This window comes from Nonomuraea basaltis, assembly GCF_005893125.1.
Lineage (GTDB): Bacteria > Actinomycetota > Actinomycetes > Streptosporangiales > Streptosporangiaceae > Nonomuraea > Nonomuraea basaltis.
Window position 1 is genome coordinate 1 of sequence record NZ_VCJS01000046.1, and the last position, 25,312, is coordinate 25,312.

Below are 25,312 nucleotides of genomic sequence, written 5' to 3' on the forward strand. Positions count from 1 at the left end.
AAAATTTTCGAAGTCGTGTTACTACACTCTCGGCCCTTCGCGGCACCTCGAAGCTCGCTACAGGCCATCTACCTGCAGATTCTCGCTAACCATTCGCCACGTGTGACTACGAACTGCGGAACCCGGGTTTCGGGAATGCCTTCGCCAGGCCGGCCGCCACGGCGGGCGGCAGACTGGCCGCGGTGGAGCCAAGCAGCCGGACGCTCGACAGGTCGTACCGTTCCTGGACCCGGGCGTTGAGCAGTTCGATGGCCATGGCAGGCCCCACGAACACCGTCCCCGTCCCGAACGACTCGATCAGCCGGGCGAAGCGGGCGGGCGTGAAGCGCGGCAGGGTCAGCGCGGCAGGCGGGCGTCCAGGGCGTTGACGAGCATGGTCTGTCCCGCGTTGCTGCCGATGGGGAACGCGTGCAGGAAATGCCGGGAGTGTGACAGTTTGCGGCGTCGCGGATGGGCGGAGACGCCGTAGGCGAGATTGGCGTGGGTGGCGCCGACCCCTTTGGCCCGGCCCGTGGTGCCGTATGACGGGATGCTCAGCGGTTCCCGCACCTGAGAGGCAGGAACGGCTGAACATCCCTGTCACCACAAAGCATTTGCGATCAACCCTGCGCTGCATCAAATTCGCGCGGGATTCAGCCCAGTTCACCCGCGAGACCCGCACGCTTGATCCAGTGTCCCCAACGAGGGCTTCGCGAGAACCGCTCAGCGATGAGCTTTCCGGATGGCAGGGCTCCATCGGGACATCGATTCTCTTGAGCCCACTGCCAGACGACGCGGTGAAAGGCCGCGATGTCGGTGTCGCGACCTCGAGTGTCTCGCGGAGGCGGAACGACATCACCAACGCTGTCCGATCCGGGTTCGGACACCATTGGCACTTCAATAGATGGCGTCGCCTCGTGTCTCTCCCTGGAGTTGGACCTCGCTGAGAGCCGGCGAACCTGGGACATCAAGAGCTCGTAGCTGCCGATCAAAGCGGCGCTCGGCCAGGCGGCGATGATCCGGCCGATCATGCTCGATTCGGCAACCGCGATGTTGGCGCCGAGGCTGGCAAGGCTGCCGATCACAAGAAGGGTCCAGGCCAGCGTGCCGCCGCGGGAGCCGTACCGATTGGACAGGAGGATGGACATCGAGGCGACGACGATCGTGCCGTCGACGGCGAGCGGAATCAGCACCGCCGCCAAGGGGTCTTCTCCATGACGCAGGCAGAGTTCGTGCATGTGGCGGAAGGAGACGACCGCCGCGATTACGGCCAAGAGCGTGACGCCCGCGATGGTCGTACGCTGGATGTTGCGCACCGCGCGAATATCGGAATCCACCGCTCAGCCCTCCCCACCAGGAAGAACGAGTCGGGCGGAGGCCGTGAACGGCATGTACGTATCGAGTGTGTCCCCCCTCGGACACATACCTTTTGCATACGTGGGGGGCCAGGGACAACCTGAGCCTCCGCGAGTTGTTTCTGAGGCTTGTAGGTCAGCCGCCGCCCCGTCTGGGCGTAGAGCTCGGCCTTGTCGACCGGATCAGCCTCCTGAATGACCTTGACCAGGTCACCAAGTGCGATCATCACGGCGTGAATCTCCTCTCGCGTCATGCGGCGTCGGCCGCTGGACTGTCGTAGCTGCGGCTGAGCAGTCGGCGGCTCAAGCAGCTGTCCCACTCTTGTACCGTGCCGTTCCAGCAGCTCGTCCGCCGTGAGGATCGTCCTAGACACCGCGCACGGCTCTCGTCGGCAGGTGGACACCGTCCGGTTGCGGCGTGGCCGCCATGCCGACGAGAGCTTCGCAAGTGGGGGAGCGCCCGTCAGTCATGTGGGCAGAGGGATGGGGCGGTCCACGACCGTCTCGTAGACCAGGTCGGTGGCGATGGAGCCGACACGGGCGAGTTCGGAGGTGATCTGCTCGAGGTCGCTCATGCCGGTGGCGACGATCTCCATCACGTAGCAAGACTCCCCCGTGACACGCAGACAGCGCACGATCTGCGGTTGGCCGGCCAGAGTGGCGGTGACCTTGTCGTACAGCGAACCGTGGACCTTCATGCGGACGATCGCGCGCAGGGTGTAGCCCAAGGCTTCGGGCTCGACGCGCGCCCGATAGTCCCCAATGACTCCGTGCTCCTCCAATGAGCGCAGGCGGGTCCGCGTGGCCGAGACACTGAGCTGGATGGACTCGGCGAGCTTGGCCAGGGTCGCGCGGCCGTCGGTCTGGATGGCGGCGATCAGGGCACGGTCCACGTCGTCCAGCAGACTGGCGGCTGGTGTGTTGGTCATTCGTGCAGGATCCCGCAGATTCTGCGCCGAGACCACCGATAGTCGATCGATTTGGGGTGTGACACCCCCATTCGAGATCCCTAGCGTTGATCTCATGACGACATGGACACCGTTCTTCTTCATTGATGTCTTCGCTGAGCGTCCTCTGACCGGTAACCCGCTGGCGCTGGTGCCGGACGCGGACGGATTGACTGTGGATCAGATGCGCGCCATCGCCCGCGAGTTCAACCAATCCGAGACCACCTTCCTGCTCCAGCCCACCCAACCCGGTGCCGCGTGGCGGCTGCGGTCGTTCACTCCGATCGGCGCCGAAGTCGACGGTGCCGGCCACAACGCACTCGGCGCCTGGCTGTGGCTCGCCGACCAGGGACTGACCGGAGACGAACCGTCACGGACACTGATGCAGGAGATCGGCGCGGACGTGCTGCCGGTCGAGGTCGTCCGCCAGCCCGGGCGAGGTGTCCGGATTGTGATGGAGCAGTCCTCACCCGTGTTCGGGCCCGTGGTCGAGGACGCACGTCGCCTCGCTGCCGCACTCGGACTCAGGCCCGAGAACCTTTCACCTGATCAGCCGGCGCAGGTCGTCTCCACGGGAGTTGCCCACTTGCTCGTCCCGCTGGTCGATCGCCCGGCTGTCGACGGCACCGCTGTCGAGCCTCGGGCCTTGGCTGCGATCCTGGCCGAGGCGGGCGCCGAAGGCTGCTACGTCTACACCAGCGCACCCGGGGAGCCCAAGGCGGACGCCTACAGCCGGTTCTTCAATCCCACCGTGGGCATCGTCGAGGATCCGGCCACCGGCACGGCTGCGGGCCCGCTCGCCGCCCTGCTCACTCGTACACAACGGCTCCATGGGGGTCTGGTCGTCATCGAGCAAGGCCATGAGCTCGGGCGGCCCAGCCGGATCCAGGTCGAGGTCAACGGCGACCGGGTACGGATCTCCGGATCCGGGATCGTCACGGGTCGCGGAGAACTCAGGCTCGCATGAAACCGGGGAGGACCACGATGACCGTCGACAATCTCACCTCCACTGACCTCGCTCATCTACGCCGTTGCATCGAACTCGCCACCCAAGCCCTCGAGGCGGGCGACGACCCGTTTGGATCCGTTCTCACGGACGCCGATGGAGCCGTCCTGGCTGAGGACCGCAACCGCGAGGCCACCGCCAATGACCCGACCGCCCACCCCGAGATCGCCCTATCCCGGTGGGCGGCAGCGAACCTCACGCCACGGCAGCGATCAACTGCCACGGTATACACGTCGGGCGAGCACTGCCCGATGTGCTCGGCGGCTCATGCCTGGGTCGGGCTGGGCCGGATCATCTACATCCACTCCGCCGCACAGCTCGTCGAGTGGCGCACAGCACTCGGGCGCCCCGCCTCACCCGTGCGGAGCCTGCCGATCACCGAGATCGCACCCGACATCCCTGTCATAGGGCCGGTGCCACCCCTGGACAAGGAGATGCGGGACCTGCACACCCGGGCAGCCAGACGTCCCGACTGAGCACCGTCGGCGCCCTTTTACCAGGAGGGCATCAAGAGCCTGACAGATCAGCCCCGCTCCGGCCGGCCACCCACTCCAGCGCGCGCCCTGACGGCGCGCTGCCATTTGGAGGCGCGGTGGAGCAGATCATGAGCCGTGGCCGCAGTTCGCCTGCTGTCGTAGTGTCCTGGGATGGCAAGGACATTGCGGCTGGCGGTCGCGCAAAGCACGGTGCCTGAGGATCCGACCGATCCGAGGACGCTACGGGCGAGTGGGGCGGAAGTGCGCAGCCTGATGGAGGAGGCCGCTGCGGCCGGTGCGCGACTGGTGCAGTTCCCAGAAGGAGCGATCACATATCCGAGCAAGCACGTGATGTCTTCCGGCCCGCCTGGAACGCTGGCAGTGGCGGACTGGAGCCGCGTCCCTTGGGACGTGCTGCGCGAGGAGGCCAAGTCGATCGCGAGCCTGGCCGGAGAGCTTCGCCTCTGGGTGGCCTTCGGCTCGATCCACCCACTGACCTCGCCGAACCGGCCGCACAACAGCCTGTATGTGGTCAGCGACCAGGGGCACCTGGTTGCACGGTATGACAAGGGGGATCCCCGGAGCGAGACACGCACGGCGTTCAGCTTGCCTCGCGGAGCGGCTGAAACTGAACGTTGAGCCGCACTTCGAGTGCTTCAGCGAGACGTTCCAGCATGGGGATGGTGGGCATGGTGCCTCCGGCCTCGAAGCGCGCGACCGCGGGCTGCTTGAGGCCGGTCCGCTCAGCCAGTTCAGCCTGCGTAAGCCCGAGTTCCTCGCGGCGCTGCCGTACCGCCTCCCCCAACTCGAACCGAAGGCGAGCGGCCTCATAAGCGGCACCGGCACCTGGACGGCTCATGATCTCGGCACGCTTGTCGGCCCACGCCTTGCGCTCAGCCATGGCCATCACTCCTCGTCTGCCGTGTGCGCCTCGGCGATACAGCGCTCCATGGCCCGTATCGCCCGCTCGATCTCACCGGCCTCGCGCATCCGCTGCTTCTTGAACACCGTGAGCAGGATGATCCTCCTACCCGAAGCGATCCAGTACGAGATGCGCACAGCCTCGCGAGAGAGATGGAATCGGAGTTCCCGAAGCTTGCCGTGCAACTGCATGGTGTACGGCTCGCCGAGCAGCACACCCCGCTCCGCCAGGAGGTCGACATAGAAGTCGGCCGTCTCCTGATCGTCCTGGCTGAGAGAGTCGAACCACTTGTCGACCTCCGGCTCCAGTTCCACCTCTCCCCAAGTCATAACACGGACGTTATACGGCGGGCAAGTGCGCCGTCCTGCGAATGGCGTATCAGCCCAGTTCACCGGCCAGGCCCGCCTTCAGACCCGCACGCTTGATCCAGCGTCCCCAACGAGGACTTCCCGAGAACCGCTCAGCGATGACTTTCCGGACAGCAGGGCTCCATCGGGACATCGATTCTTCTCTTGAGCTCATCGCCAGACGACACGATGCTCTCGGACGATCAGCCCGCAGTCGGTGCTGGTCGGTCGAGGACGGTGGTGATGGCAGTGAGGATGTCGGCGGGTTCGGTGCGCGTGCTGTAGTTGGGACGTACGTCGATCCAGGCGATGACGCCGTCGGCGTCACATCAATGGTCGCCAGGCGCTTGGCGAGGACCACCGGATGGCGGTACGGCAGCAGCAGTACACCCGTCCCGAGCAGGATCCGTTGCGTAGCCGCGGCGACGAAGCTCAAGCAATCGAGCGGATCGAAGTACGGCAGCGACGGCGGGAGCTCGAAGCGTCCGACCATCGCACCGGGGGATAGCGCGATGTGCTCCGGCAGGTACAGCGACTCGAAGCCGCAAGCCTCGGCGTACTGGGCGTAGGCCACGATTTTGTCAGGGTCGACACCGTAGTAGGGGCGTGCTATAGCTGATTTCGAACTTCATCGTCATTCCTCCAGCTAGCCGATGCGATGAATGGGCAGTCGCCGGTCGGTGTGGCCCCGGTTTTGCGGCGGTATCGTGGTCTCGCCATGCGTCGACGACCTCCTTTACCCCGCCTGCCGCAGGCACGCGAGAACCTTGTCGTCAGCGTCAAGGCAACTTGCGCCCGGTCACGGAGCCGGGGGCAAGCAGCACCCGCTGTCGAGCGACAGTGCGATGGGCCCGTGCGCTACCTGACGCCGTAACCCCTGCGGTCGGAGACCTCGACGTGTTCCTTGTCGTCACCGGTGAGGTCGTCGGCCTTGCTGGAGATGATGTCTTTGCCGACCGCCTCATCCGCCGCGATGAGCGCTGTGGAGGAGCGCAATACCGCCGAGCGCTGTATCAACCGGATCAAGGAGTGGCGTCGGCCGGACTTCCGCTTCGACAAGACCCGGAGAGCTGCTTGGCCAGGCTTCACCTGCGAGGCGCCATCCTATGGATCCGGCGCCTCTGACCGGCCTAAAGATCCAAGCGCCGAGCACGGTCAGCACGTGAGGTGGAGCAGCTCCGCGACGGGATCCAGCATGCCGGGCAGGTGGGGGAGTGGCGTCGATCACCCGCTCGGCCTGGCCGCCGGCGTCGCCGGCCACCGCCGCATCGGCTCCGAGCTCCAGCACCTTGGCGCAACTGGGGCTCGCCGGTGCCTCGGCGGTGCGCGCAACGGTCCGACATGGTGGTGACGGCGCTGGCGCGGGTGCGCCAGAACAGGATCCATTCCCCGCAAATGGCGCGATAGGACGATGGTGACCCGGTCACGGCGGCGCGGGACCAGCGTTTCTCGCATGCCGGACAACGAACTCAGGCGTACTGGTCCGCCTGGAGCCGGTACATGGTCGCGTACGGCCCGCCGGCCCGCATGAGCTCGTCGTGATCGCCGTGCTCGGCGATCCGCCCGGCCTCGAACACGTAGATGCGGTCGGCTCTGGCCACCGAAGCGAGCCGGTGCGTCACCAGGATCACCGTTTTGCCGCGGGTGGCCAGCTTGGCGACCTGGTCGAAGATCTCGATCTCCGCCTTGGGGTCCAGTGCCGAGGTGGGTTCGTCGAACACGAGCACGGGCGCATCCCTGAACCACGCCCGCCCCAGCCCGATGCGCTGCCACTGGCCGCCGGACAGCTCGGTCCCGCCCATGAACTCGCGGGCCAGCAGGGTCTCCCAGCCGTCGGGCAGCGCGGCGGCCACGGCGTCGGCGCCGCTGGCCACGCTCGCCCGCCAGAGCCGGTCGCGGTCGCCGGCAGCTTGCGGGCGGCCGAGCGTGAGGTTGACGCGGGCGGTGGCCGGCCAGCGGGCGAAGTCCTGGGTGACGAGGGCGACCCGGTCGAACACGTCCTGCCGGCGGAGCCGTTGGATGGGGACGCCGCCCCACGTGACGCGGCCGGAGGCCGGCAGGTAGAGACCGCTGAGGAGTTTGGACATGGTGCTCTTGCCGGAGCCGTTGGCGCCGACGAAGGCCACGATCTCGCCCGGCCGGATGACGACGTCGGCGCGGTCGAGGGCGGGTCGGGTCTGGCCGGGGTAGGTGAAGGTGAGGCGCTCGGCGCGGATCTCGACGGGGTGCGGGGGAAGCGGGACGGGTCCGCTGGTCATCCGGTGTCCGGCAGCCTCGGCGCAGGCGCGTTCCCATTCCAGGACGTACAGGCCCTGCTCGTAGACCTGGTTGATGGACATCACCAGGCTGATCAGGCCTGCTTTGGCGGTGCGGATGGCGATGACGGCCGCGCCGGCGACGGCGAGCGGGATGGTGCCGGCGATGAGGAGCAGGCCGAGGGTGGCGTAGGTGAGCACGCCGGCCGCGCCGGACACGGCGTCGCCGGCCAGCCCCAGGCGGGCTTCGTCGCGGCCGAGCCTGGCCTGTTCGGCCTCGGCGCGGGCGGAGAGCCGGTGGTAGTGGCCGAGCAGGAAGCCGCCGGCGCCGTGGGCGCGTACTTCGGGGGCGACGTCGCGGCCGGTGAGCAGGCCGCTGAGGACCTCGAGTTGGCGGCTGAGCTCCATGTGGCGTCTGGCGGAAGCGAATCTGGCGCGGGCGGAGCGTACGGCGCTCCAGCCCTTCGGCACCACGGTGGCCAGCAGCAGCGGCAGGAGCAGCGGGTGCAGGACGCCGAGCACGGTGGCCACCGCGACCAGCGTGGACAGCCCGGCGAGTAGCTGCGCCGCCTGGGTGATCACGACGCGGGCGGCCCTGGTGCCCTGCCTGGCGGCCTCCAGCAGGTTGTGGAAGCCGGGCGATTCCAGCGCGGCCAGCTCCGCGCCGGTCGCCAGCCGGAGCAGACGGGTGTAGGCGAGGCGTTCGATGGTGGGCCCGAGGCGGCTGGCCGCCGCCTTACCGGCGGCCCGGGCGAGGCTGCCTGCCGCGGCCGCGCCGGCCATGACCAGGAGCGCGGGCACGGCTGCCGTCAGCCGCTCGGTGGAGGGGCCGCCGGTCATGAGCGGGACGAGCACGTGGTACGTGGACATGAGCGTGACCACGGTGGCAACGCCCGCAATCAGCTCGGAGACGAGCACGACCAGGAGCTCCTTGGGCGCGGCCTCCCTTCCCAGCCGCACGGTGACGGCGACCAGGCCGGGCAGCTCGCGGGCCATGGACAGGAACCCGGTGCGTACGCCGGCGCCCTCGTGCTTGAGCTGCCCGGCCGAGGCGCGGATGCCGCTGCCGAACAGCGGGTCGCGTTCCGAGGACGGGGCGTGTCCCGTGCGATGGCGGCCCATCAGCCGGCCAGGAACAACTTCGAGGCGATCGGGTCGCCGCCGGTGACGACCAGCAGGGCGAGGGCGATCCCGGCGGCGCCGGAGAGCAGGCCAGGTCCGGTGACGTCGAAGCCCAGCGGCAGGCGGCTGTCGTAGGCGTCGCACAGCCGGTCGAACAGGTCCTCCACGGCGAGGGCGAACCGGTCACGCGGGTGCGTGGCGAAGGCGGCCGTGATCAGCATGAGCCCGGCCAGCCCGTGGCACACGCCCGGCCCCTCCAGCCCCCAGCTCTCCGGAGCTTGGAGTAGCTGGGCCATCGCGTCGTCGGCGGCCCGCTGATAGCGGGGTTCGCAGAGCGCGTCGCCAGCCAGGCGGAGGGCGCGGGCGATGCCGGGCACCCCGTAACACCAGGCGGCGCGGCGCGGCGACGGATGCCATGTCACGCGGTCGACGCCCGCGGGCCACGCGGTACCCCATCGGTCCTCCCTGGCCAGGCCGAGCAACCAGTCGGCGACCGTCCTGATCGCCCGGCTCTCCTCCGGAGCGGCGCCGGCAGGGCGGTCCGTGCAGAGCAGGGCGAGGACGGCGAGCGGTCCGGCGGCGCCGTGGGCGAGGCCGCAGTCGGCGTAGCCGTCGGCGACCTGCCAGGCTGCGGGGACGTGACGCATCGGATACGGCGGTCGTGCGCCCGCTCCCCCGGCCAGGGCGGAGGCCACCTCGTCCCGTTTGCTCATGGGCGGACGCAGCAGCAGGTAGAGGCCTGCTCCCGCGGTGCCGGAAATCAGGTCGTGATCGGCTACGGGGCCCACGGCCGCGTCGATCCTGCCGAGCAATCTCTCGTAGCGGCCGGTGTCCCCGCGTAGCGATGCGGCGGCCGCGCCCAGGGCTGCCACCCCCCCGTCGAAAAGACCGGCCGTTCCCGCAGCCCCAGCACGCATTCCGCAGGTGAGAAAACGATGGCCGATCATGCCCCACCCATTATTGGAATCCATTTTGTCAATAGCCGAGTACAGCGGGATAATCGCCACCGCAGGATATTCCGCGCTACGAGCCGCCACCTCCCGCGCGATGGCGAGGGCGGCGGCCCGCCTGGAGGGGCTCGTCAGATGCACATGCCCGGGGCCTTGGCCCCGTACGTGGGCGTGCAACCATTGCAGGCCGTGTGGGAGCAGGTGCCGCTCCACGAATACCCGCAGGTGCTGTCGCCGCCGCTGCAGGCGTAGACGGGAGGCACGGCGTCGGTCTCGACGAGCAGCTCGATATCGAGATCGAAGACGTCGTCGGCGAGGTCGGCCTGGGCCACTGGGCTCACGGTCAATTTCCTTCCGTTGTGGACTCGAACAGAAAGGGACCTTACCCAGGATCTTCGGCTGCCCATCGCACGCTTGCAGAAAATGCGAAGTGTTCGGCGGAACGCGATTCTACTGTTAGTCTCAGCCACCATTGTCAGGCCGAGTAAATAGAAGGCAAGGTGTATGGCAGAGCTCGTAGCCGCCGACTTCGCGTTGCTGCGCATGAGCGTACTCCCGGCGGAGCACGCGGAGCGCACCCGTTCCGACCGCGGCCACCCGGCGGGCTACCTGCGGTCGATCACCGCCGATCCTTTCGTCAGGGAGGCGATCGCGGTGTCGAGCCCGTCGCTGGCGCGTACGCTCGATCTGGTGCACGAGGGGCGTCCGGTGGCGCGGAAGAAGCTGCGGCGTGCGGTGATCTCCGCGACCAGGTATGTGCTGCGCATGGCGACCAGGCCCACGCCGTTCGGGCTGATGGCGGGGGTGGCGGAGGTCCGCTTCGACGACGCGGGGAAGGTGCGCCTGGGCGATCGGCATCAGAAGCTGGCCCGGCCCGACATCGGGTGGTTGCTCGACGTCGTACGTGACCACGAGCGCCGCCCCGAGGTGCTGCGCCGGCTGCGGGTCGTGCTCAACGGCCTGTGTTACGCCCGCGGCGACCGGCTGGTGTTGCCGTATCTGCCGCGCGAGGGCGAGAACGGGGTGCGGGAGGTGTCGGTGCGGATGACGCCGATGGTGTGGGCGGTCATGGAGCGGGCCGGGCGCCCGGTGGCGTTCACCGAGCTCGTGGACGAGTTGCTCGCCGCCTTCCCGCAGGGGACCAGGAAGAAGGCGGAGACCGCGCTGGCCGGACTGGTCGAGCGCACGGTCCTGCTGACCGACCTCGTGCCGCCCGATGACGCCCCCGACCAGATCGCGCACGTCACGGAACGGGCCGGCGTGCCGGGGCTCGGTGCGGTCGCCACGGCCCTGCGGTCCTACGCCGCCACCACGGTGGGCGAGGGGTTGCCTGCCTGGCAGGCGGTGCTGAGCGCCGCCGAGGAGGTCAGGGGCGGGCACCACGCCCCGCACGTGGATCTCAGGCTGGACGCGGACGTGCACCTGCCGCGAGTGGTCGCGGCCGAGTTGGAGGAGCTGGGCCGCACCCTGGTCAGGATCACGCCGCCGGACCGTGACACCGGGCATTTGCGCGGCTACTACGACGAGTTCGTGGACAAGTACGGCACCGCCCGTCTCGTCCCGCTGAAGGAGCTGCTCGACCCGGAGCTCGGCCTGGGCGGCCCGGCGGGCTACCGCGGCTCGGAGCGTCCCGAGGGCGATCCTGAGCAGGATCGTTACCGCAGCCAGGATCGTTACCGCAACAAGGTGCTCGGCGAGCTGGCCCAGGGCGCGCTTTTCGACGGCAGGCGGGAGGTGGAGCTGGACGACGCCACGCTGGACCGGCTGGCCGGCCGGGACGACGGCCGGCTGCCCGAGGTGCTCGAGTTCGGCACGCATCTGCTGGCCGGCTCGGTGGAGGGGCTCAACGACGGGGATTTCCGGCTGGTGCTGGCGAACATGCCGCTTTCGCGCCGTACCGGGGCGATGACGGGCCGGTTCACGTACTTCCTGGATGAGCTGCGTGAGCAGACGGCGCGCATGTGGCGCGACGCCGGAGGCGCCGTGCCCGCGCAGGTGACGTTCCAGCCGACGTGGGCCAGGGTCACGAACGTGGCCAGGGTGCCGACGCTGGTGGAGCGGACGCTGCCGATCGGCACGTTCGCCGACCCCGGCCAGGAGGCGGTACTGTCACTCGACGACCTGGCGGTCGGGGCCGCCGAGGACAGGTTGTTCCTGTGGTCGTCGCAGCTGGGCGCGGAGATCGTGCCCGCGACACCGCACATGCTGGTTGTGCCGAAGCTGGCGCTCGACGCCATGCGGTTCGTGTACGAGCTGGGCGAGGTCAGGCACAGGGCGTGCGACGGGTGGGATTGGGGGCTGGCGGGGACGGTGCTGCCGTACCTGCCGCGGATCCGCCGTGGCAGGTCGATCCTGGCCTCGGCGATCTGGCGGCCCGCCATGGAGCTCAACGACGTCAAGGCGGCCGAGTCGGAGTGGGGGCGGCGGTTCGACGCCTGGCGGGAGCGGTGGCAGGTGCCGTCCGAGGTGTATTTGACCAACGGCGACAACCGCATCGGGCTCGACCTGGACGCCCCGCTGCACCGCGAGGTGTTCCGGCACGAGCTGGCCCGCAGGCCGAGCACGCTGCTGGTGGAGGCGCCGGGCGGTGACGGGTTCGGTACGGGCTGGCTGGGCGGCCGCGCCAACGAGCTGACCGTGACGCTTCGCTCGACCGCGCCGGAGCCGCCGGTCCGCACGGCGGCCAGGGTGACCGCGCCGCCGCCGTGGCACCACCCGGGCGGGGAATGGGTGTACGCGAAGCTGTACGCGTCGGCGGACCGGCACACGGATCTGATCAGGCAGCGGCTGCCGGTGTTACGGGCGGCGCTGCCCGGGTCGGTGGATCGCTGGTTCTTCATCCGGTACTTCGATCCGGGACCTCATCTGCGCATCCGGTTCCACGGGGAGCCTGGGACGCTGAATCGGGAGGTGGTTCCGCTGGTGCACGATTGGGCGGCGGACCTGTGCCGGGCCGGGCTCGCGCGTTCGCTGGTGCTGGACACGTACGAGCCGGAGGTCGAACGGTACGGCGGCGCGGAGGCGCTGGAGACGGCCGAGCGGCTGTTCGCCGCGGACAGCGACGCCGTGCTCGCGCAGCTAGGCGTGGGGCTGGACATGACGCCTGAGCTGCTGGCCGCCGCGAACTACGCCGACCTGGCGCAGTCCTTCCACGGTCCTGCCTGGGAGGAGTGGCTGCTGGCCGCCTATCCCGTGGACGATCACCATCGTGCGTTCCAGTCGGTCCGGCGTGCCGCGGTGGAGACGCTCGCGGAGCCCGATCCTCGGCTGCTGGAGATCTGGGGGCCGCGGAGGCGGGTCGCCGCCGAGTACGGCGAGCTGATCAGGTCCCTGCGCCGCAGGACGCCGCTGCCGGCACTCCTGCACATGCACCACAACCGGCTGATCGGCGTGTCCAAGCCGTCCGAGGGCGCCTCGTACGCGATCGCCCGCGGCGTCGTCCAGGCGCTGCGTGACCGGGCGAGGCACCGGGCATGACGGGGCCGGAAACGATCCGGGCCGCCGAGATCGTCGAGGAGGTGGCGCGGCGGCTGGCCGACCCGGTCGAGGTGTCACGGGTGGCCTCGACCAACACCGACCGGCTCCTGGACGGCCGGCAGCCACTGGTGTGGCATGCGATGTCGCTCAACGAGGGGTTCCTCGGGGTGGCATTGCTACACAGTGAGCTCGGGCGGCGCGAACACGCCCACGCGTTCCTGGCGGCCGCGGCCGGTGCGCAGGCCAGGAAGCACGCGTTGATCGACGGGTTGCCGGCATTGCTGTTCGCGACGCGGGCGGCCGCCGCCCAGCCGGGCGACTACGCGTCCCTTCTGGGGCGGGCGGAGTCGATCGTGCGGAAGATAGCGCGGCAGCGGGCCGAGGCGGAGCTGTCCCGGCTGGAACCCGGCCGGGCGGGGGTGGCGTTCAGCGCGTACGACGTCATCGAGGGGCTCACGGGGCTGGGCCGCGTGGTGCTGTCGTACGGGGACACCGAGCCGCTGTCCTACCTGATCGCGCTGACCGAGCCCATCGAGGTGGCGGGCACGCCGGTGCCGGGCTGGCTAGTGTCGCACGCGCCGCTCAGCGGGGCGCCGGCCGGTGACGGGCATTTCAACCTGGGGCTCGCGCACGGCATCCCAGGGCCGCTGGCGCTGCTGGCGGTCGCGTACCGGCGGGGATTCCGGCTGCCCGGCCACGAGCAGGCCATGGAACGCGTGGCGGGCTGGCTGCTGGACTGGGGAGACGGCGGGTTGTGGCCGCCCACGGTGACGTTGCGGCAGCAACTCGACCGGGCCGGCGTGCGGACGCACGGGCACGCGGAGCCGGAGACGCCGGATCGCACGGTTCCGACCGCGTACAGCCGCACGCTCCCGGCAGCGTCGCACTTCCGCCCTGCCTGGTGTTACGGCACGCCTGGTGTCGCACGGGCGCTCTTCCTCGCGGGGCAGGCCCTCGACCGGCCCGAATGGCGGCAGGCGGCGGTCCGCGCCCTGCATGAGACCCTGGCCCGTCCCTGGGACGAGTGGGGGATGGTGGACGCGGGGTTGTGTCACGGCTGGGCCGGGATGCTTCATGTCACCTGCCGCGTCGGCCGGGAGAGTGGCGACCGGGCGCTGCTGGCCGCGGCCGACGCCCTGGCCGGCCGGATCGTGGCCGAGTTCGCCGAGGACGCGCCGTTCGGGTTCCGGTATTCCGGTACGGGAGGCATCGAGGTGGCGCCCGACCGGGTCGGCCTGCTCGAAGGGGCGGCAGGCATCGCGCTGGCGCTCCACCACTACTGCGGCGGCGAGCCGCCCGCCACAGGCTGGGACGCCGCCCTGCTTCTGAACTGACAGAAGGAGACCTCCGCATGGTGGGTCTGCAGGACCTCGTCGGCGACGTGGAGGGGTCCCTCACGCGTCACCTGGGGAAGAAGGCGCTGTTCAGGGGCGGCGCGATGCGCGACGTCGCCGGGATCGCCTCCGTCGGCGACATCAACAGGGTGGTCACGGGGAGCGGGTTGCGTGCCCCTGGCGTGCGCCTGGTGAAGGACGGCACGGTCATTCCACCTGACCGCTACACCTCTCCGTCCCCCTACGGCTATGCCGGGCTCGGCGACGTGGTCGACCCCGGCAAGGTCATCAGTTCGGCGGCGTGGCGGGACCGGTCTCGGTGGCCGCCACCTGCCACGACGATCCCGGCCCGCGTCCGGACGAGACGGGGACCACCAGCGCCGGCACGAAGACGAACCGCGCGGTGTGGTACTTGGAGGCGACCTTCCGGCCCCGAGTATGGCAGGGCGGGGGAGCCATCACCCCGCAGGTCGGGCAGTCGAACCCCTCGACCGCCTCGGCGGCCTGCTCTGGTGTCAGTTCTGTCAGACCAGTCTCGCGGAACCCACTCACACAACCTGGAGGTTCTGCGAGGAGTTTGCGATCGGTAACCTGGACCAAAATGGGCAGCAGATCCAGCGCTTTCTCCTTCAGGCCATGCGCGGCGACCCGAGCGCGGAACTCACTCAGCACGCTGTGATCTAACCCGGGATCGTCCAGTTCCAGCGACAGCGCGTACTTCCAGCCCATCCCGAACTCGGCGCGGTCGGTCGCCGCCCGGTCGGTCAGGTTCTCCTCCTTCTGCAGCACGGTGATCAACGCGAGCATCCCCAGGGACAGGCCAGGGCGCCCGCGGGTGCCGTACTCCTGCGCGAATTCGGCGTCAGCGAATGATTCGCCCAGCTCATCGCGGACCCGCATGGCCAGCGGGTAGGCACCCTTGGCCGAGGCGGCCCTGGTCACCTTCGCGGTCATCTCCGGAATCTGCGGCCACGGTCGCGGCTGCACCGACACCACACGCCTCATTCCATGGCCGGGCTAGGAAACCGGCCGCAGAGGGCATCGTCGTGGCAGATCAGCCCAAGATCACGGATGTCGCAGGCGTGTCATCGCAATGGGCCACCAGGGTCCCCGATGGGCGCAAAGTGCCGCTACCGCCGGGCAACGGCGCAAGGAAGGGCACCTTGCTCGTCACGGACTCTGGCGCGGTCTCTGGACCCTTCGGGACGGAAAGGTGCAAGACGAGGCGTTCTCGAGACTGATGGCCGCCGAGCATGACGCCGTGGAAGCCGACGCTCTCCGAGGATTCCTCGGCACCGGGATCGGCAGCTGACTCAAGGGGTACCTGTCATGCGATACGCCAGTGCCGCCACCGAACAAGCCTCCCGATGGCCGCGCGATCGCCCGCTTCCTGACTTTCACGGTCCACGATCAGCACGCGATCATCGGCCTGACGGCGCCGGCGAACTAGGGTGTGTCCCGTGGATCTTTATGGCGGATTGGTGTAGATCATCCGTGTGGATGAGGAGCGTCTGAGTCGTCATGATCTGACGGACGAGGAGTGGGAGCGGCTGGTGCCGTTGTTGCCCGTCAATCCGCGTCAGGGTGGTCGTTGGGCCGATCACCGGATGGTGATCAACGGGGTGTTCTTCCGGACGTGGATTCCACCGTGGTGCGCGCCCACCAGCATGCCGCCGGAGCGCGCCTGGCGCCGCCGACCGACTTCCCTGTAAAGGGGACGCCGTAGATCACAAACCGGTGAAGGGCCGGGAGGCGCTGGGCCGCTCTCGAGGTGGGTTCAGCACCAAGATTCACCTGGTCGCCGACCGGCGCTGCCGCCCGATCGCGACGATGGTCAGTCCTGGTCAGCATGGGGACAGCCCGTACCTCCGGCGCGTGCTGGAGCGCGTACGGATCCTGCGTCACGGCTTGGGCCGCCCTCGTCAGCGTCCTGGGCGGGTCTTGGCCGACAAGGCGTGCTCCTCGCGTGGCAACCGTGCCTACCTACGCCGGCGCGGGATCAAGGCGGTCATTCCGATCAAGAAGGACCAGCAGGCCAACCGCCGTAAGCGAGGTCGCAAGGGCGGGCGACCACCCGGCTTCGATGCCGAGCGGTACCGCGAGCGCAACACCGTCGAACGCTGCGTGAACAAGCTCCGCAACGACCGGGCGGTGGCCCTGCGCACCGACAAACGCGAGTGGATCTATCAGGGCACCATCGACGTCGCCTCGATCAGGATCTGGCGCCGCGAGCCAACTCCGTGATCCACAGGACACGCTCTAGTGTCCTGAGTCAGAAATTCGTCGGCAATATGAGGCGAGGGCGTCGAGTATTTCTTCTGCGGTCTTGGTCCAGACGAAGGGCTTAGGATCCTCGTTCCACGAGGCGATCCAGGCGCGGATGTCGTGTTCCAGCGCGTGCACTGTTTTGTGGACTCCGCGGCGGATCTGCTTGGTGGTCAGTTCGGCGAACCAGCGTTCCACCAGGTTCAGCCAGGACGAGCCGGTCGGGGTGAAGTGCAGGTGAAAGCGCGGGTGCGCCAGCAACCACTTCTTGATAGCCGGCGTCTTGTGAGTGGCGTAATTGTCGCAGATCAGGTGGACATCGAGCTCAGCCGGGACCTCGTTGTCCACCTTGATCAGGAATTTCTTGAATTCGACCGCGCGGTGCCTGCGATGCAGCGAGCCGATCACCTTGCCCGAGGCCACGTCCAGGGCCGCGAATAACGTGGTGGTGCCGGCCCGGACATAGTCGTGGGTGGCCCGCTCGGGCACCCCGGGCATCATCGGCAGTACGGGCTGAGACCGATCCAGTGCCTGGATCTGCGACTTCTCATCCACGCACAACACCAGCGCCCGCTCCGGCGGATCCAGGTACAGGCCGACCACGTCATGCACCTTCTCCACGAAGAACGGATCGGCCGACAGCTTGAACGTCTCCGAGCGATGCGGCTGAAGGCCAAAAGCCCGCCAGACTCGAGACACCGTCGACTGCGACAGGCCCATCTGCCTGGCCATCGCCCGCGTCGACCAGTGCGTGGCGTTGGCAGGCTTGGTCTCCAGAGTGCGTGCGATCAGATCCGCCACCTGCTCGTCGCGCACCGTCCGCGGCCGCCCCGGGCGCGGCTCATCGGCCAGGCCCGCCAACCGGTCGGCCAGAAAGCGCCGACGCCACTTCGAGACCGTCTCCCGCGACACCCCGACCTGCTCGGCCACCACCTTGGTGGACACCGGCAAGCAGTCCTCACCAATCGCGTCGCATGCCAGGATCAGCCTGGCCCGCAACGCCAGATCCTGGGCACCCTTACGCCGCCGCACCCACCGCTCAAGCTCAGCCCGCTCTCCATCGGTCAGGTTCAGCGGCTCAACCTTTGGTCCTGGACGTCCCATAGCAAAACACTAGACGAATTTCTGACTCAGCACACTAGCGGAACAGATGGATGAGTTCTTCGGCTCGCTCGGTGCGCTCGATCCAAACCTCGCGACCGCGGCGCTGTCTTTTGATGAGCTGTGCGGCATGCAGCCTGTGGCAGTAGCGGGTCATGCTGCTGTGCGCGATCTTGACTTCCGCGGCCAGCATACTCATCGTCATGGGCCGGTCCAGCGAGAAAAGCACCTCGGCACGGATCGGTCCGATGAGTTCGGATAGCTGATCTGTTGCCGGCGCGGCCGACCTGTGCCATAGCTGCTCAGCGCCGGAGAGCGGATACGCGATCCAGACGGCATCGGGGCTGTCCAATCTGGCGATCACCGCACGCTGGCCCGCAAGCATCGGCAGCAGGACTATGTGACGATTCCCGAGATCGAAGCTGCCAGATTCCACGTCACTGATCAACAGACCTTGTTCCCCATACCGAATGCGGTCGCTCAGGGCGCCCAGCAGCAACTCCTGCCCGCCGCGAACCGCGGCGATCCCCACACGTTCGATCTCTTTGTCGAGCAGCGGGCGGGCCCGCCGCCAGAGCGGCTCGGCAGCCTTCCACACGTCGGCGAGCGCGGAGGCGTATCCACGCAGCCACTGATCGGGCCGTTCAGCGACCCCACGCCAGTGCGCAGGTGGAGAGCCTGCGCCAAAGGTCCGCTCCAGGTCGTCGATCAGCCACGAGGGATGCATGTCATGCAACATTTCGATCTGAGCCTGGACGGACACATCCTCCACCGTCATGCGCGGCACCACGCTGTCGGGTACGACCGAATAGCCGGGTACCGCGAGCGGGCGCGCCGCTTCACGTCCAGCGAGGCCAACAGCGGCCTGGATCGTCCGCCGCCACACCTGGGGCAAGCCTCTCGCCCGGCCGGCCAGCGCATCGGTGATCATGGCGAGCGCGGTGAGGCTCGGATTGATCGACAGAGAGAGGCGCGGCGCGGAGGAGATCCGCAGCTCGGTACAAATATTTACCTTGGACGTCACGGTCATCCTAGGATGCACATCAGTCATCAGTGATCGTCTTAATGAAGCTTTGATTTCTCTGTCTTGTCGGACATCGCCAAGGCTGTCATAGGAGCCAGCCCGGCAATATCCACACCGCGCATGACAGGTTGCGCAGAACGGCCAAAGACCGAGCAGGCCCAAGGCTCGGGCGCCGTACAGCAGGAGTGCAACAGAGCAGCGTGCGTTTCGGCATACCGCGCCGCCCCACGAGTACGGCACTCCGATCGTCTTGAGTGCGGCGGCGAGGGCGACCGCGCCCCTGCCCGAGGTTTGGATCGCTGCGAGTGTCGCCGGGTCCAGCACTTGGCCGATCTGCGATCGATGCACGATGCCCAGGGCAGCAGCGCGGGCACCAGCGTCACAGAGGCGGTCTACCGGCACCAGCTCAAGCCGGTGATCACCAAGGGCGCCCACACCATGAACACAATCTTCGGCGACAAGCCGACGGGTTGAGTCCGAGTGAGTTGGCTCCCCGATTGGCTCCTATCGACTTCCAGAAACGGAAAAGGGCCCGACCCGCTTAGCGGATCAAGCCCTCTACCTGGTCAAACTGGGTCGGGGTGGCGGTGTGCTGGTTCAGGACATAGGAAACCCATGTCGCAAGACATAGGAAACTTCAGCAGGGTGTGTCTCGAGACATAGGCAACTGTCGCGATCAAGAGCCTGGGCGGTGTGTCCAAGGCCAGAGTTGTCATCGCCGCCGTTGTCGTCGAGGGACGGACCCAGGCAGAGGTCGCCCGCTCCTACGGAGTGTCCAAGGGCTGGGTGTCCAAGCTCGTCGCACGCTACCGGGCTGAGGGCGAGGCGGCGTTCGAGCCCCGGTCCCGACGGCCGCACACCTCACCGACGGCGATCGACGCCGATACCGTCGAGTTGATCGTCCGGCTGCGCAAGGAACTGTCCGACCAGGGCCTGGACGCCGGTCCCGAAACCATCGCCTGGCATCTTGCCCACCATCATGCGCGTACGGTGTCGCGAGCCACGATCAGCCGCTACCTGACCCGGCTCGGCCTGGTCGTGCCCGAACCGAAGAAGCGGCCCCGCTCGTCCTACATCCGTTTTGAAGCGGAGTTGCCGAACGAGACCTGGCAGGCCGATTTCACTCACTACCGGCTGGCCGGCGGCACCGAGGCCGAGATCCTGTCCTGGCTGGACGACCACTCCCGCTACGCCCTATCGGTGAGCGCGCATGCCCGCGTCACCGGGCCCATCGTGCGCGACACCTTCCGCCAGGCGGTCAGGGCCCACGGCGTGCCCGCCTCCACCCTGACCGACAACGGCATGGTCTTCACCACCCGCCTGGCCGGCGGCCGCGGCGGCCGCAACGCCTTCGAACACGAACTGCGCCGCCTGCACGTGCAGCAGAAGAACTCCACCCCCAACCACCCCACCACCTGCGGAAAGGTCGAGCGTTTCCAGTGCGCCACGAGGCGCATGGTCGTATCCCCGGTTCAGCCGGGAGGAACTCGGAGGGAGGTTCCTGGGTCCGATGGCTTACCCAGCGCCGAAAGGCTTATGGGGACAAGAGCGGGACAAGAGCATGCCAGGAAACCGCAGGCCGTGCCCAGCGTTGATGGCGCCCGGTGATCCTGGTTCTGGCGATCTTTGTGTGGCGGCGTCACGGATCGTGAGCAAGTTCAGTGGGCGCAGAGGATGATTTTCCGGAGAAGGTCGAAGTTGGCTCGGCCGTATCGGCTTCTCTTGAGCGCCTTGACTCTCGTCACGTTGCCCTCGACTGCGCCTGAGCTGTGGGGCAGGGTGAGACCGTTGACGACGGCGTCCAGGTCGCGGCGGATGCCGTGGGTGAAGGAGTGCAGGGCGGGCAGGTCATCGGCGTCGACGGCCGCCATCCACGCTTGCAGGGTCTCGGCCGTACCGGTCAGCGTGGTCATCATCTGGGCGAAGGCGGCGACGTGGCCGGCGGTGGCGTCCAGGCGGGGGCTGCGAGCCCGTAGGTCGGCGAGTCTGGCCTGCTCGTCCGGGATGAGCCGGTCGGGGCGGCGGGTGATCCACCGGGTGACCTCGCGGATGGTCGGGGCCGAGGAGGGTGTGTGAGCTGCGGTGGCTGAGGACCGCAGCGGGTGCAGATAGCGGCGGACGGTCTGTGGACTGCCGCGATATCCCTGCGCTTGGATCTCGCGGGTGAGGCGGGCGGCGTCGGTGCAGCCGTCGTTGAACCGCTGGATCAGATAGGGCAGGTAGGGAGTGAGCAGGTCGGACCGTCCGGTCGCCTTGGCCAGCAGGTCCTCCACCGACGCGGCGCGGGCGAACCTGCGGACGGTGGGCCGGGACAGCCGCAGCTTGCGTGCGATCGCCGAGATCGTCCAGTCCTTGGCCACCAGGTCGTGCACCGCGGTGTAGCGTTCACGAGTCCGGACGATGAGCGGGCATTCCTCGTCCGATGGCTGATCTGGCATCGGCTCTGGCGGGAGCGCGTTGTCGAGCTGCTGGTCGCCGGGTTCCTCGCGGGCGGGTTCAGCGTCATCGGCGTCGGGTTCACGCAGGTCGGCGCGGCAGGCGATGACGGTCTTCTCGACCGCGTCGCAGAGGTTCCGCCAGAGATGGAAGCGATCAGCAATGTGAATCGCCTCGGGTGCCCCGGCTTTGGCCCCTGCCGCATAGGCTCCGGCCCGGTCTCTGCAGATCACGCGGACGCCGGGATGGTCGCGTAACCACTGCTCCAGGGCGTCGGCGGTCCGGTCGTCCAGCACATCGATGGGCTGGTGGGTGTCCATGTCGATCAGCACGGTGGCGTAAGAGTGCCCGCGTTTCTTGGAGAAATCGTCGACCCCGAGCACGGTGACTGGCCGATCTCGGGATCGGGCAGGGCGCGGACCAGACCGATCAGCGTGTCCCGGCCGACGCGTACGCCGAGTCGCTCAAGCAGCCGGGAGGCGGCGCGCCCAGCCAGTGCCAGCGCCATCAGCTCCAGCAGCCGGCGCAGCAGTTTTGTGCGGCGGGCGTAGCGCCGGGTGAGACCGGGCACCGGTTCGGCGAACGTCCGGACCGGGCACGCCGGGTTCTGGCAGGTCAGGCGGCGGACCGTGAGCGCGATCAGGACCGGGCGGCCCGCAGCGGGCAGATCATGCAGCAGCCGGCGGTAGCGGCCATGCACCCGCGAGGAGAATGTGCCGCACGCCCGGCAGGGCGCCGGCCCGCCCTCGGTATGCGCCGTGACCAGCACGTAGTCCCCGTGATCGGTCACCTCCTCGACGAGGAGTTCGGCCAGGTGGGGGAAGAACATCCGCAGGCAGCAGGCATCGCCCGCCACCGCATGCTGCGCACAGGGCACAATGAACCTCGCGGCCGCTCAGGTGATGATCAAATTCTTGGTCGAACAAGATCCTCACGGAGCGGCCGCATCTATACGTGGCCAGTTACACGATTGCGATCAGCCCCTGCATCAACGTCCCGGCCACCGTCTGTGACGGCACCACACAAAGATCGCCAGAGCCCGCCGCCTGCCCGGCTGGGCTCAAGTTTCATGACAGGATCGGCGTGCCAGACGGTGATGTCGTAGCCGAGGAAGCGGGCCGCCCCGGTGCGGGCGTGGGTGATCAGTGTCTTGCCCGCCGACAGGTCCAGCTTGAGGTCGTCGTGCAGGAACTGGGTCAGGCGGGCCTTGATCTGCTCGGCCTCGGCTTTGGGACCGGTGAATCCGAGGGATCTGGTCGTCTGCGTAGCGGCAGTAGCGCAACCGCCGTAGACCGGATCGCGAGGATCGGCGCTGGGCAGGAGGCGCTGCTGCTTGCGCAGGTGGCGGACTTCGGCACGGTCGCTGCGGTGGCGGGCCCGTGCCATCTGTCGCGAGACCTGGGTGTAGGCAGGGTTATGCGCCCTGCGCTTTCCTCGAGTGTAGGCGTACCAGGGGGCCGAGGGCCCGGTCATCACTCCGTACAAGGGCAAGGGCAAGGGCAAGCCCGAGTCCCAGAAACGGGCCAACCGCTCACATGCCCGCCTTCGCGGACCCGGTGAACGCGCAAACGCCCAGCTCAAGAGCTGGGGAATCCTCCGCAAGCTCGCTGCAGCCCCAGCAAGGCCGGCCACCTGTGCAAGGCCGTCGCCGTCCTTCAGAATCACCGAGTTGCGCAGGCAGCGTGAGGATGAAAAGCATTCACTGAAATTTTTCATCCCGGTTGGTGCCTGGGGACGCCCCACCGCCACCCAACAGCTCACAGCCTCAAGCGTCGCCTCTATGATCGTCCTCGCCGTGTGACGGAGGGGGCGTGACCGTAGGTCTGGCGGTAGAAGGCGGCGAACCGGCCTAGATGCACGAAACCCCAGCGGAGCGCCACCTCTGTAACAGTTGTCCGGCTGCCTGTCGCTGCGATGTGGAGAAGATCGGCGTGAGCCCGGGCCAGCCGTACAGCGCGCAGATAGCCCATGGGCGTTGTCTGCAGGTGTTCGCAGAAGCCCGATTGAAGGGTACGGACGCTCACCCTTGCCGCAGTGGCGATGTCTCTCAGGGTGATCGGTTCGGCGGCGTGCTCTTCGCAGAAGCGGCGCGCGCGTCGAAGTGCCGCGGAGGTCGATGGGGCACTGGGCTCACCGAGTTCGGCAGAGTAGGCCGGCGCGAGGTCCGTATCGAAGTACGGGCTCAGCAACCGGCCCAGCGTGGCTGCCATCAGCCGGTCTTCCGGTTCGACGGCGCGCCGCGCGCCGTCGAACGGCACCCCCAGCGTGCGGACCGCGCCCGTTGCCCGGGACCTGATGACGATCTTCAGCATGTCGTCGATGCCGTGGCCACGTAGGAATTTGTCGGCGAAGTCCCGCTCCAGATCGGTCGCCCGCAGGCGGAGCTGTCCGAGGGTCGCCACACCGTGGCGGGTCAGGCAGGCGACCCCGTCGCGCGAGGCGAACGGATTGTTCCAGCGCCAGCGCTCGGCGTATTCCTCCACGAAGTCCGGCCGGAACATGGTGAGGTACTGCTCCTCGCCATCGCTTCCCAGCGCCAGATACGCGGGGTTCTCGGCCACGAACGCGTCGATCCACCCGAGATGGACGGCCAAGGCCTCGGCCAACGCCGGATAGAGCTCCCCCTTTCGAGTCCCGGCCACCTGCTCCAGCACCTTGATGAGCTTTCGGTATTCCAGCAGTTCCACGGATCCGTCCATCGCACTCGTTCATCGCCTCGGGGGGAGGCCGTTTCATCCATTACTTGACCAACTGATGCTCGGCGGCAGCGGCTCCAGCGGCGGCGTCTGCTGATGGGAGAATCCGTCTACGTCTCCAAAGACGATCGCCCCGTTCCGTACTTCTGGCCGAGCCGGTTGCGACGCTTTCCACACCAGACGTCTCGTCTGGTGCTCCTCTGCCTCGATGAAAGAGACCCTCTCGCCGTCACACAGCGGAACCACGGATCTGAATCGCCCTTCGTCCGTACGACCCATCGCGACAGGCCGGGGATGGGGCTCGCCGAGGATGGGTATGCACCCAGTCAACGCCGTCAGGCCGATTGGAAGAACAAGTCCTTGCGCGACTAGCAATCGAACGCGTCCAGATTCGCTCATCGATCCTCTGTCAACGTAGGTAGGTGTGGGCTCTTCTTGGCTTGCCGCGTGTAGACGTTGCCGCACCCCTCAAGCCGGCCGATCAAGGCGTCGACGAGGAACGTGGGGCAGAAGTTGTCTCTCGAGGTTCAGGTGGGGCCGGGGCGCGCCAGGGGTAGCGGGCCGCCGGCGGAAGGCCGGTCCGTCCACGAGTAGACGCCACCTGCCATCAACGGCCTAACAAAGTACTAGAAGGCGATGGATGGGAGAAGGCTGGCGAACTCCTCGATGAAGCGGTCGACCATCTGGATCTCCTGGGTGTCCAGGACGTGGGCCGGTGCGCGGCAGTAGGGGCTGTCGATGAGACCTCGCCGTACTGAGATCAGCTTTTCCGTCGCGATGATGAGCTCGGTGTCGAGCATCCAGTAGGAGATGTACGGAAGGAGCCGTCGGTACAGCGCCTCGCCCGCGGCCTCCTCGTTCCCGGCGAACAGGCGCCAGATTTCGAGGTAGATCTCCACGAAGGAGCAGCCGGGCTGGGTGCCCACGGCTCCCCGTCTGATGGCGTCCGGCAACTGGACCCCCGCGTAGCCTTCGACCGCGAGCATCGGTGGGCGCTCGTTGCCCAGTTCCTCGATGAGCCGCCCGGGCGGGCTTGATTCGACCTTCACGAGCTTGAGGTTCGGAAGATCGCGCGCAATGGCCACGATGCTCTTCGCGTTCAGGCTCGTCCCGGTCTCGGAGGGGGCGTACTGCAGGACCACCGGAATGGGGGCGACGGCTTCGGCGACGGCCCGCACGTGGGCCAGGACGGCCTGCCGCGAAGGCCGCAGGAAGTGTGGCGGCAGGAGGTTGATCAGGTCTGCTCCGGCGGCCACGACCTCGCGAGCCCTCGACGCGGCGAGGAGCGTGGCGTGGTCCTGGATCGCGATGATCGCGGCAACATCAGGACGCTCGCGCGTCTCCGCGAGCAGCACCGAGGTGAGTTCCCGTCGCTCAGCATCGGAGAGCTTATGGAACTCCGAGGCGAAGCCGGGGAACATGACGCTCGTCACTCCGGTGCCCAGCACGTGCCGGACTACGCGCCGGAACCCCGGCACGTCGATCTCGCCCCGCCAGGTGAACGGCACCTCGAGAACTGGCGACACACCGCGGACCAGCACGGAGGCATCACCGATCGACGTCTGGGTCAGAGTCATGATTTCCTTCCGAATTACAGATTAATCTTCGATATACCAGGCA

27 protein-coding genes and 2 pseudogenes are annotated in these 25,312 nt (G+C 68.0%); 9 read left to right on the forward strand and 20 right to left on the reverse strand.

Annotated features, from left to right (window positions below):
- Positions 1-106 precede the first annotated feature (106 nt).
- The 4 genes from EJK15_RS74685 to EJK15_RS22500 all read right to left on the reverse strand — a co-directional run bounded on the left by EJK15_RS74685 (position 107) and on the right by EJK15_RS22500 (position 2,263).
- Positions 107-256: a hypothetical protein gene (locus EJK15_RS74685; protein WP_240777140.1), complete on the reverse strand. Its 150-nt coding sequence runs from the start codon at positions 254-256 to the stop codon at positions 107-109.
- Between the two features lie 80 nt (positions 257-336).
- Positions 337-549 (reverse strand): hypothetical protein, encoded by a 213-nt coding sequence (locus EJK15_RS74690; protein ID WP_240777141.1) that lies wholly within the window; start codon positions 547-549, stop codon positions 337-339.
- Positions 550-632: 83 nt separating this feature from the next.
- Positions 633-1,316 carry a DUF2637 domain-containing protein gene (locus tag EJK15_RS22495; protein ID WP_240777142.1) on the reverse strand — a complete coding sequence of 228 codons (684 nt, stop codon included), beginning with the start codon at positions 1,314-1,316 and terminating at the stop codon, positions 633-635.
- A 485-nt stretch (positions 1,317-1,801) separates the two neighbouring features.
- Positions 1,802-2,263: an Lrp/AsnC family transcriptional regulator gene (locus EJK15_RS22500; RefSeq protein WP_138712440.1), complete on the reverse strand. Its 462-nt coding sequence runs from the start codon at positions 2,261-2,263 to the stop codon at positions 1,802-1,804.
- Positions 2,264-2,357: 94 nt separating this feature from the next.
- Here EJK15_RS22500 and EJK15_RS22505 point away from each other — a divergent pair, with 94 nt between their 5' ends.
- The 3 genes from EJK15_RS22505 (at position 2,358) to EJK15_RS22515 (ending at position 4,402) form a co-directional block, all read left to right on the forward strand.
- Positions 2,358-3,248: a PhzF family phenazine biosynthesis protein gene (locus EJK15_RS22505; RefSeq protein WP_138712441.1), complete on the forward strand. Its 891-nt coding sequence runs from the start codon at positions 2,358-2,360 to the stop codon at positions 3,246-3,248.
- 17 nt (positions 3,249-3,265) lie between these two features.
- The gene (locus EJK15_RS22510; protein WP_138712442.1) at positions 3,266-3,763 is read left to right on the forward strand and encodes a nucleoside deaminase; all 498 of its coding nucleotides are present in this window, start codon (positions 3,266-3,268) and stop codon (positions 3,761-3,763) included.
- A gap of 171 nt (positions 3,764-3,934) precedes the next feature.
- Positions 3,935-4,402, forward strand: coding sequence for a nitrilase-related carbon-nitrogen hydrolase (locus tag EJK15_RS22515; RefSeq protein WP_138712443.1), 468 nt, complete (start codon positions 3,935-3,937; stop codon positions 4,400-4,402).
- Here the strand turns inward: EJK15_RS22515 and EJK15_RS22520 are convergent.
- From EJK15_RS22520 to EJK15_RS22550, 7 genes are all read right to left on the reverse strand, one after another.
- Positions 4,365-4,664, reverse strand: a complete 300-nt coding sequence (locus tag EJK15_RS22520) for a helix-turn-helix domain-containing protein (RefSeq protein WP_138712444.1) — start codon at positions 4,662-4,664, stop codon at positions 4,365-4,367. The two genes, EJK15_RS22515 and EJK15_RS22520, sit on opposite strands and share 38 nt — an antisense overlap.
- 5 nt (positions 4,665-4,669) lie before the next feature.
- Positions 4,670-5,014: a type II toxin-antitoxin system RelE/ParE family toxin gene (locus EJK15_RS22525; RefSeq protein WP_138712445.1), complete on the reverse strand. Its 345-nt coding sequence runs from the start codon at positions 5,012-5,014 to the stop codon at positions 4,670-4,672.
- 49 nt (positions 5,015-5,063) lie between these two features.
- Positions 5,064-5,606, reverse strand: a complete 543-nt coding sequence (locus EJK15_RS74695) for an LLM class flavin-dependent oxidoreductase (protein WP_240777143.1) — start codon at positions 5,604-5,606, stop codon at positions 5,064-5,066.
- A 284-nt stretch (positions 5,607-5,890) separates the two neighbouring features.
- Positions 5,891-6,028 carry a hypothetical protein gene (locus EJK15_RS70770; protein WP_171074469.1) on the reverse strand — a complete coding sequence of 46 codons (138 nt, stop codon included), beginning with the start codon at positions 6,026-6,028 and terminating at the stop codon, positions 5,891-5,893.
- A 473-nt stretch (positions 6,029-6,501) separates the two neighbouring features.
- Positions 6,502-8,409 (reverse strand): ABC transporter ATP-binding protein, encoded by a 1,908-nt coding sequence (locus EJK15_RS22540; protein WP_138712447.1) that lies wholly within the window; start codon positions 8,407-8,409, stop codon positions 6,502-6,504.
- On the reverse strand, positions 8,409-9,572 hold the full coding sequence (locus tag EJK15_RS22545) for a lanthionine synthetase LanC family protein (RefSeq protein WP_338089886.1): 1,164 nt from the start codon (positions 9,570-9,572) through the stop codon (positions 8,409-8,411). The genes EJK15_RS22540 and EJK15_RS22545 overlap by 1 nt, the downstream gene beginning before the upstream one ends.
- On the reverse strand, positions 9,491-9,700 hold the full coding sequence (locus tag EJK15_RS22550; protein ID WP_138712449.1) for a hypothetical protein: 210 nt from the start codon (positions 9,698-9,700) through the stop codon (positions 9,491-9,493). The genes EJK15_RS22545 and EJK15_RS22550 overlap by 82 nt, the downstream gene beginning before the upstream one ends.
- 163 nt (positions 9,701-9,863) lie before the next feature.
- Between EJK15_RS22550 and EJK15_RS22555 the strand changes: the two genes are divergently transcribed.
- Together EJK15_RS22555 and EJK15_RS22560 are read left to right on the forward strand one after the other, a co-directional pair.
- Positions 9,864-12,836 carry a lantibiotic dehydratase gene (locus EJK15_RS22555; protein ID WP_138712450.1) on the forward strand — a complete coding sequence of 991 codons (2,973 nt, stop codon included), beginning with the start codon at positions 9,864-9,866 and terminating at the stop codon, positions 12,834-12,836.
- Entirely contained in the window at positions 12,833-14,170 is a 1,338-nt protein-coding gene (locus tag EJK15_RS22560) for a lanthionine synthetase C family protein (RefSeq protein WP_138712451.1), read from the forward strand. The genes EJK15_RS22555 and EJK15_RS22560 overlap by 4 nt, the downstream gene beginning before the upstream one ends.
- Positions 14,171-14,237: 67 nt before the next feature.
- On the opposite strand, the gene EJK15_RS70775 is transcribed toward EJK15_RS22560, so the two are convergent.
- Positions 14,238-14,381 carry a hypothetical protein gene (locus tag EJK15_RS70775; protein WP_171074470.1) on the reverse strand — a complete coding sequence of 48 codons (144 nt, stop codon included), beginning with the start codon at positions 14,379-14,381 and terminating at the stop codon, positions 14,238-14,240.
- Between the two features lie 77 nt (positions 14,382-14,458).
- Entirely contained in the window at positions 14,459-15,124 is a 666-nt protein-coding gene (locus EJK15_RS22565) for a transposase (protein ID WP_171074471.1), read from the reverse strand.
- Between the two features lie 557 nt (positions 15,125-15,681).
- Between EJK15_RS22565 and EJK15_RS77660 the strand changes: the two are divergent.
- Positions 15,682-16,414, forward strand: a pseudogene (locus EJK15_RS77660) (IS5 family transposase).
- Between the two features lie 15 nt (positions 16,415-16,429).
- Here the strand turns inward: EJK15_RS77660 and EJK15_RS22580 are convergent.
- Both EJK15_RS22580 and EJK15_RS22585 read right to left on the reverse strand, forming a co-directional pair.
- Positions 16,430-17,539, reverse strand: a complete 1,110-nt coding sequence (locus tag EJK15_RS22580; protein WP_138712453.1) for an IS630 family transposase — start codon at positions 17,537-17,539, stop codon at positions 16,430-16,432.
- 34 nt (positions 17,540-17,573) lie between these two features.
- Positions 17,574-18,908 (reverse strand): helix-turn-helix domain-containing protein, encoded by a 1,335-nt coding sequence (locus tag EJK15_RS22585; protein ID WP_138712454.1) that lies wholly within the window; start codon positions 18,906-18,908, stop codon positions 17,574-17,576.
- Here EJK15_RS22585 and EJK15_RS76375 point away from each other — a divergent pair.
- Both EJK15_RS76375 and EJK15_RS22590 read left to right on the forward strand, forming a co-directional pair.
- Positions 18,903-19,034 carry a hypothetical protein gene (locus EJK15_RS76375; protein WP_276615420.1) on the forward strand — a complete coding sequence of 44 codons (132 nt, stop codon included), beginning with the start codon at positions 18,903-18,905 and terminating at the stop codon, positions 19,032-19,034. The genes EJK15_RS22585 and EJK15_RS76375 overlap by 6 nt on opposite strands.
- A gap of 219 nt (positions 19,035-19,253) precedes the next feature.
- Entirely contained in the window at positions 19,254-20,168 is a 915-nt protein-coding gene (locus EJK15_RS22590; RefSeq protein WP_206061040.1) for a DDE-type integrase/transposase/recombinase, read from the forward strand.
- A gap of 50 nt (positions 20,169-20,218) precedes the next feature.
- Here EJK15_RS22590 and EJK15_RS22595 read toward each other — a convergent pair whose 3' ends face one another.
- The 3 genes from EJK15_RS22595 to EJK15_RS22600 form a co-directional block, all read right to left on the reverse strand.
- Positions 20,219-21,379, reverse strand: coding sequence for a transposase (locus EJK15_RS22595; RefSeq protein ID WP_206061041.1), 1,161 nt, complete (start codon positions 21,377-21,379; stop codon positions 20,219-20,221).
- The gene (locus EJK15_RS72905) at positions 21,322-21,852 is read right to left on the reverse strand and encodes a transposase family protein (protein WP_206061042.1); all 531 of its coding nucleotides are present in this window, start codon (positions 21,850-21,852) and stop codon (positions 21,322-21,324) included. Before EJK15_RS72905 ends, EJK15_RS22595 begins: the two co-directional genes overlap by 58 nt.
- A gap of 92 nt (positions 21,853-21,944) precedes the next feature.
- Positions 21,945-22,382: an RNA-dependent RNA polymerase family protein gene (locus tag EJK15_RS22600; protein WP_206061043.1), complete on the reverse strand. Its 438-nt coding sequence runs from the start codon at positions 22,380-22,382 to the stop codon at positions 21,945-21,947.
- A 58-nt stretch (positions 22,383-22,440) separates the two neighbouring features.
- On the opposite strand from EJK15_RS22600, the pseudogene EJK15_RS22605 reads away from it, so the two are divergent.
- Positions 22,441-22,682, forward strand: a pseudogene (locus tag EJK15_RS22605) (transposase family protein); the annotation flags it as partial.
- Between the two features lie 92 nt (positions 22,683-22,774).
- Here EJK15_RS22605 and EJK15_RS22610 read toward each other — a convergent pair.
- Both EJK15_RS22610 and EJK15_RS22615 read right to left on the reverse strand, forming a co-directional pair.
- Positions 22,775-23,683 (reverse strand): helix-turn-helix transcriptional regulator, encoded by a 909-nt coding sequence (locus EJK15_RS22610; protein ID WP_206061044.1) that lies wholly within the window; start codon positions 23,681-23,683, stop codon positions 22,775-22,777.
- A 635-nt stretch (positions 23,684-24,318) separates the two neighbouring features.
- A complete protein-coding gene (locus EJK15_RS22615) occupies positions 24,319-25,269 on the reverse strand; it encodes a dihydrodipicolinate synthase family protein (RefSeq protein WP_138712456.1) in 951 nt (316 codons plus the stop codon).
- Positions 25,270-25,312 lie beyond the last annotated feature (43 nt).

Excerpts from the sequence above, each read along its gene's own strand:
- EJK15_RS74685 (WP_240777140.1), bottom strand. The coding sequence starts at position 256 with ATGGCCATCGAACTGCTCAACGCCCGGGTCCAGGAACGGTACGACCTG.
- EJK15_RS22500 (WP_138712440.1), bottom strand. The coding sequence starts at position 2,263 with ATGACCAACACACCAGCCGCCAGTCTGCTGGACGACGTGGACCGTGCC.
- EJK15_RS22505 (WP_138712441.1), top strand. The coding sequence starts at position 2,358 with ATGACGACATGGACACCGTTCTTCTTCATTGATGTCTTCGCTGAGCGT.
- EJK15_RS22510 (WP_138712442.1), top strand. The coding sequence starts at position 3,266 with ATGACCGTCGACAATCTCACCTCCACTGACCTCGCTCATCTACGCCGT.
- EJK15_RS22515 (WP_138712443.1), top strand. The coding sequence starts at position 3,935 with ATGGCAAGGACATTGCGGCTGGCGGTCGCGCAAAGCACGGTGCCTGAG.
- EJK15_RS22520 (WP_138712444.1), bottom strand. The coding sequence starts at position 4,664 with ATGGCTGAGCGCAAGGCGTGGGCCGACAAGCGTGCCGAGATCATGAGC.
- EJK15_RS22525 (WP_138712445.1), bottom strand. The coding sequence starts at position 5,014 with ATGACTTGGGGAGAGGTGGAACTGGAGCCGGAGGTCGACAAGTGGTTC.
- EJK15_RS22540 (WP_138712447.1), bottom strand. The coding sequence starts at position 8,409 with ATGGGCCGCCATCGCACGGGACACGCCCCGTCCTCGGAACGCGACCCG.
- EJK15_RS22555 (WP_138712450.1), top strand. The coding sequence starts at position 9,864 with ATGGCAGAGCTCGTAGCCGCCGACTTCGCGTTGCTGCGCATGAGCGTA.
- EJK15_RS22560 (WP_138712451.1), top strand. The coding sequence starts at position 12,833 with ATGACGGGGCCGGAAACGATCCGGGCCGCCGAGATCGTCGAGGAGGTG.
- EJK15_RS70775 (WP_171074470.1), bottom strand. The coding sequence starts at position 14,381 with ATGACCGTGCCGTCCTTCACCAGGCGCACGCCAGGGGCACGCAACCCG.
- EJK15_RS22565 (WP_171074471.1), bottom strand. The coding sequence starts at position 15,124 with ATGACCGCGAAGGTGACCAGGGCCGCCTCGGCCAAGGGTGCCTACCCG.
- EJK15_RS22580 (WP_138712453.1), bottom strand. The coding sequence starts at position 17,539 with ATGGGACGTCCAGGACCAAAGGTTGAGCCGCTGAACCTGACCGATGGA.
- EJK15_RS76375 (WP_276615420.1), top strand. The coding sequence starts at position 18,903 with ATGCACGATGCCCAGGGCAGCAGCGCGGGCACCAGCGTCACAGAGGCG.
- EJK15_RS22600 (WP_206061043.1), bottom strand. The coding sequence starts at position 22,382 with ATGGCACGGGCCCGCCACCGCAGCGACCGTGCCGAAGTCCGCCACCTG.
- EJK15_RS22615 (WP_138712456.1), bottom strand. The coding sequence starts at position 25,269 with ATGACTCTGACCCAGACGTCGATCGGTGATGCCTCCGTGCTGGTCCGC.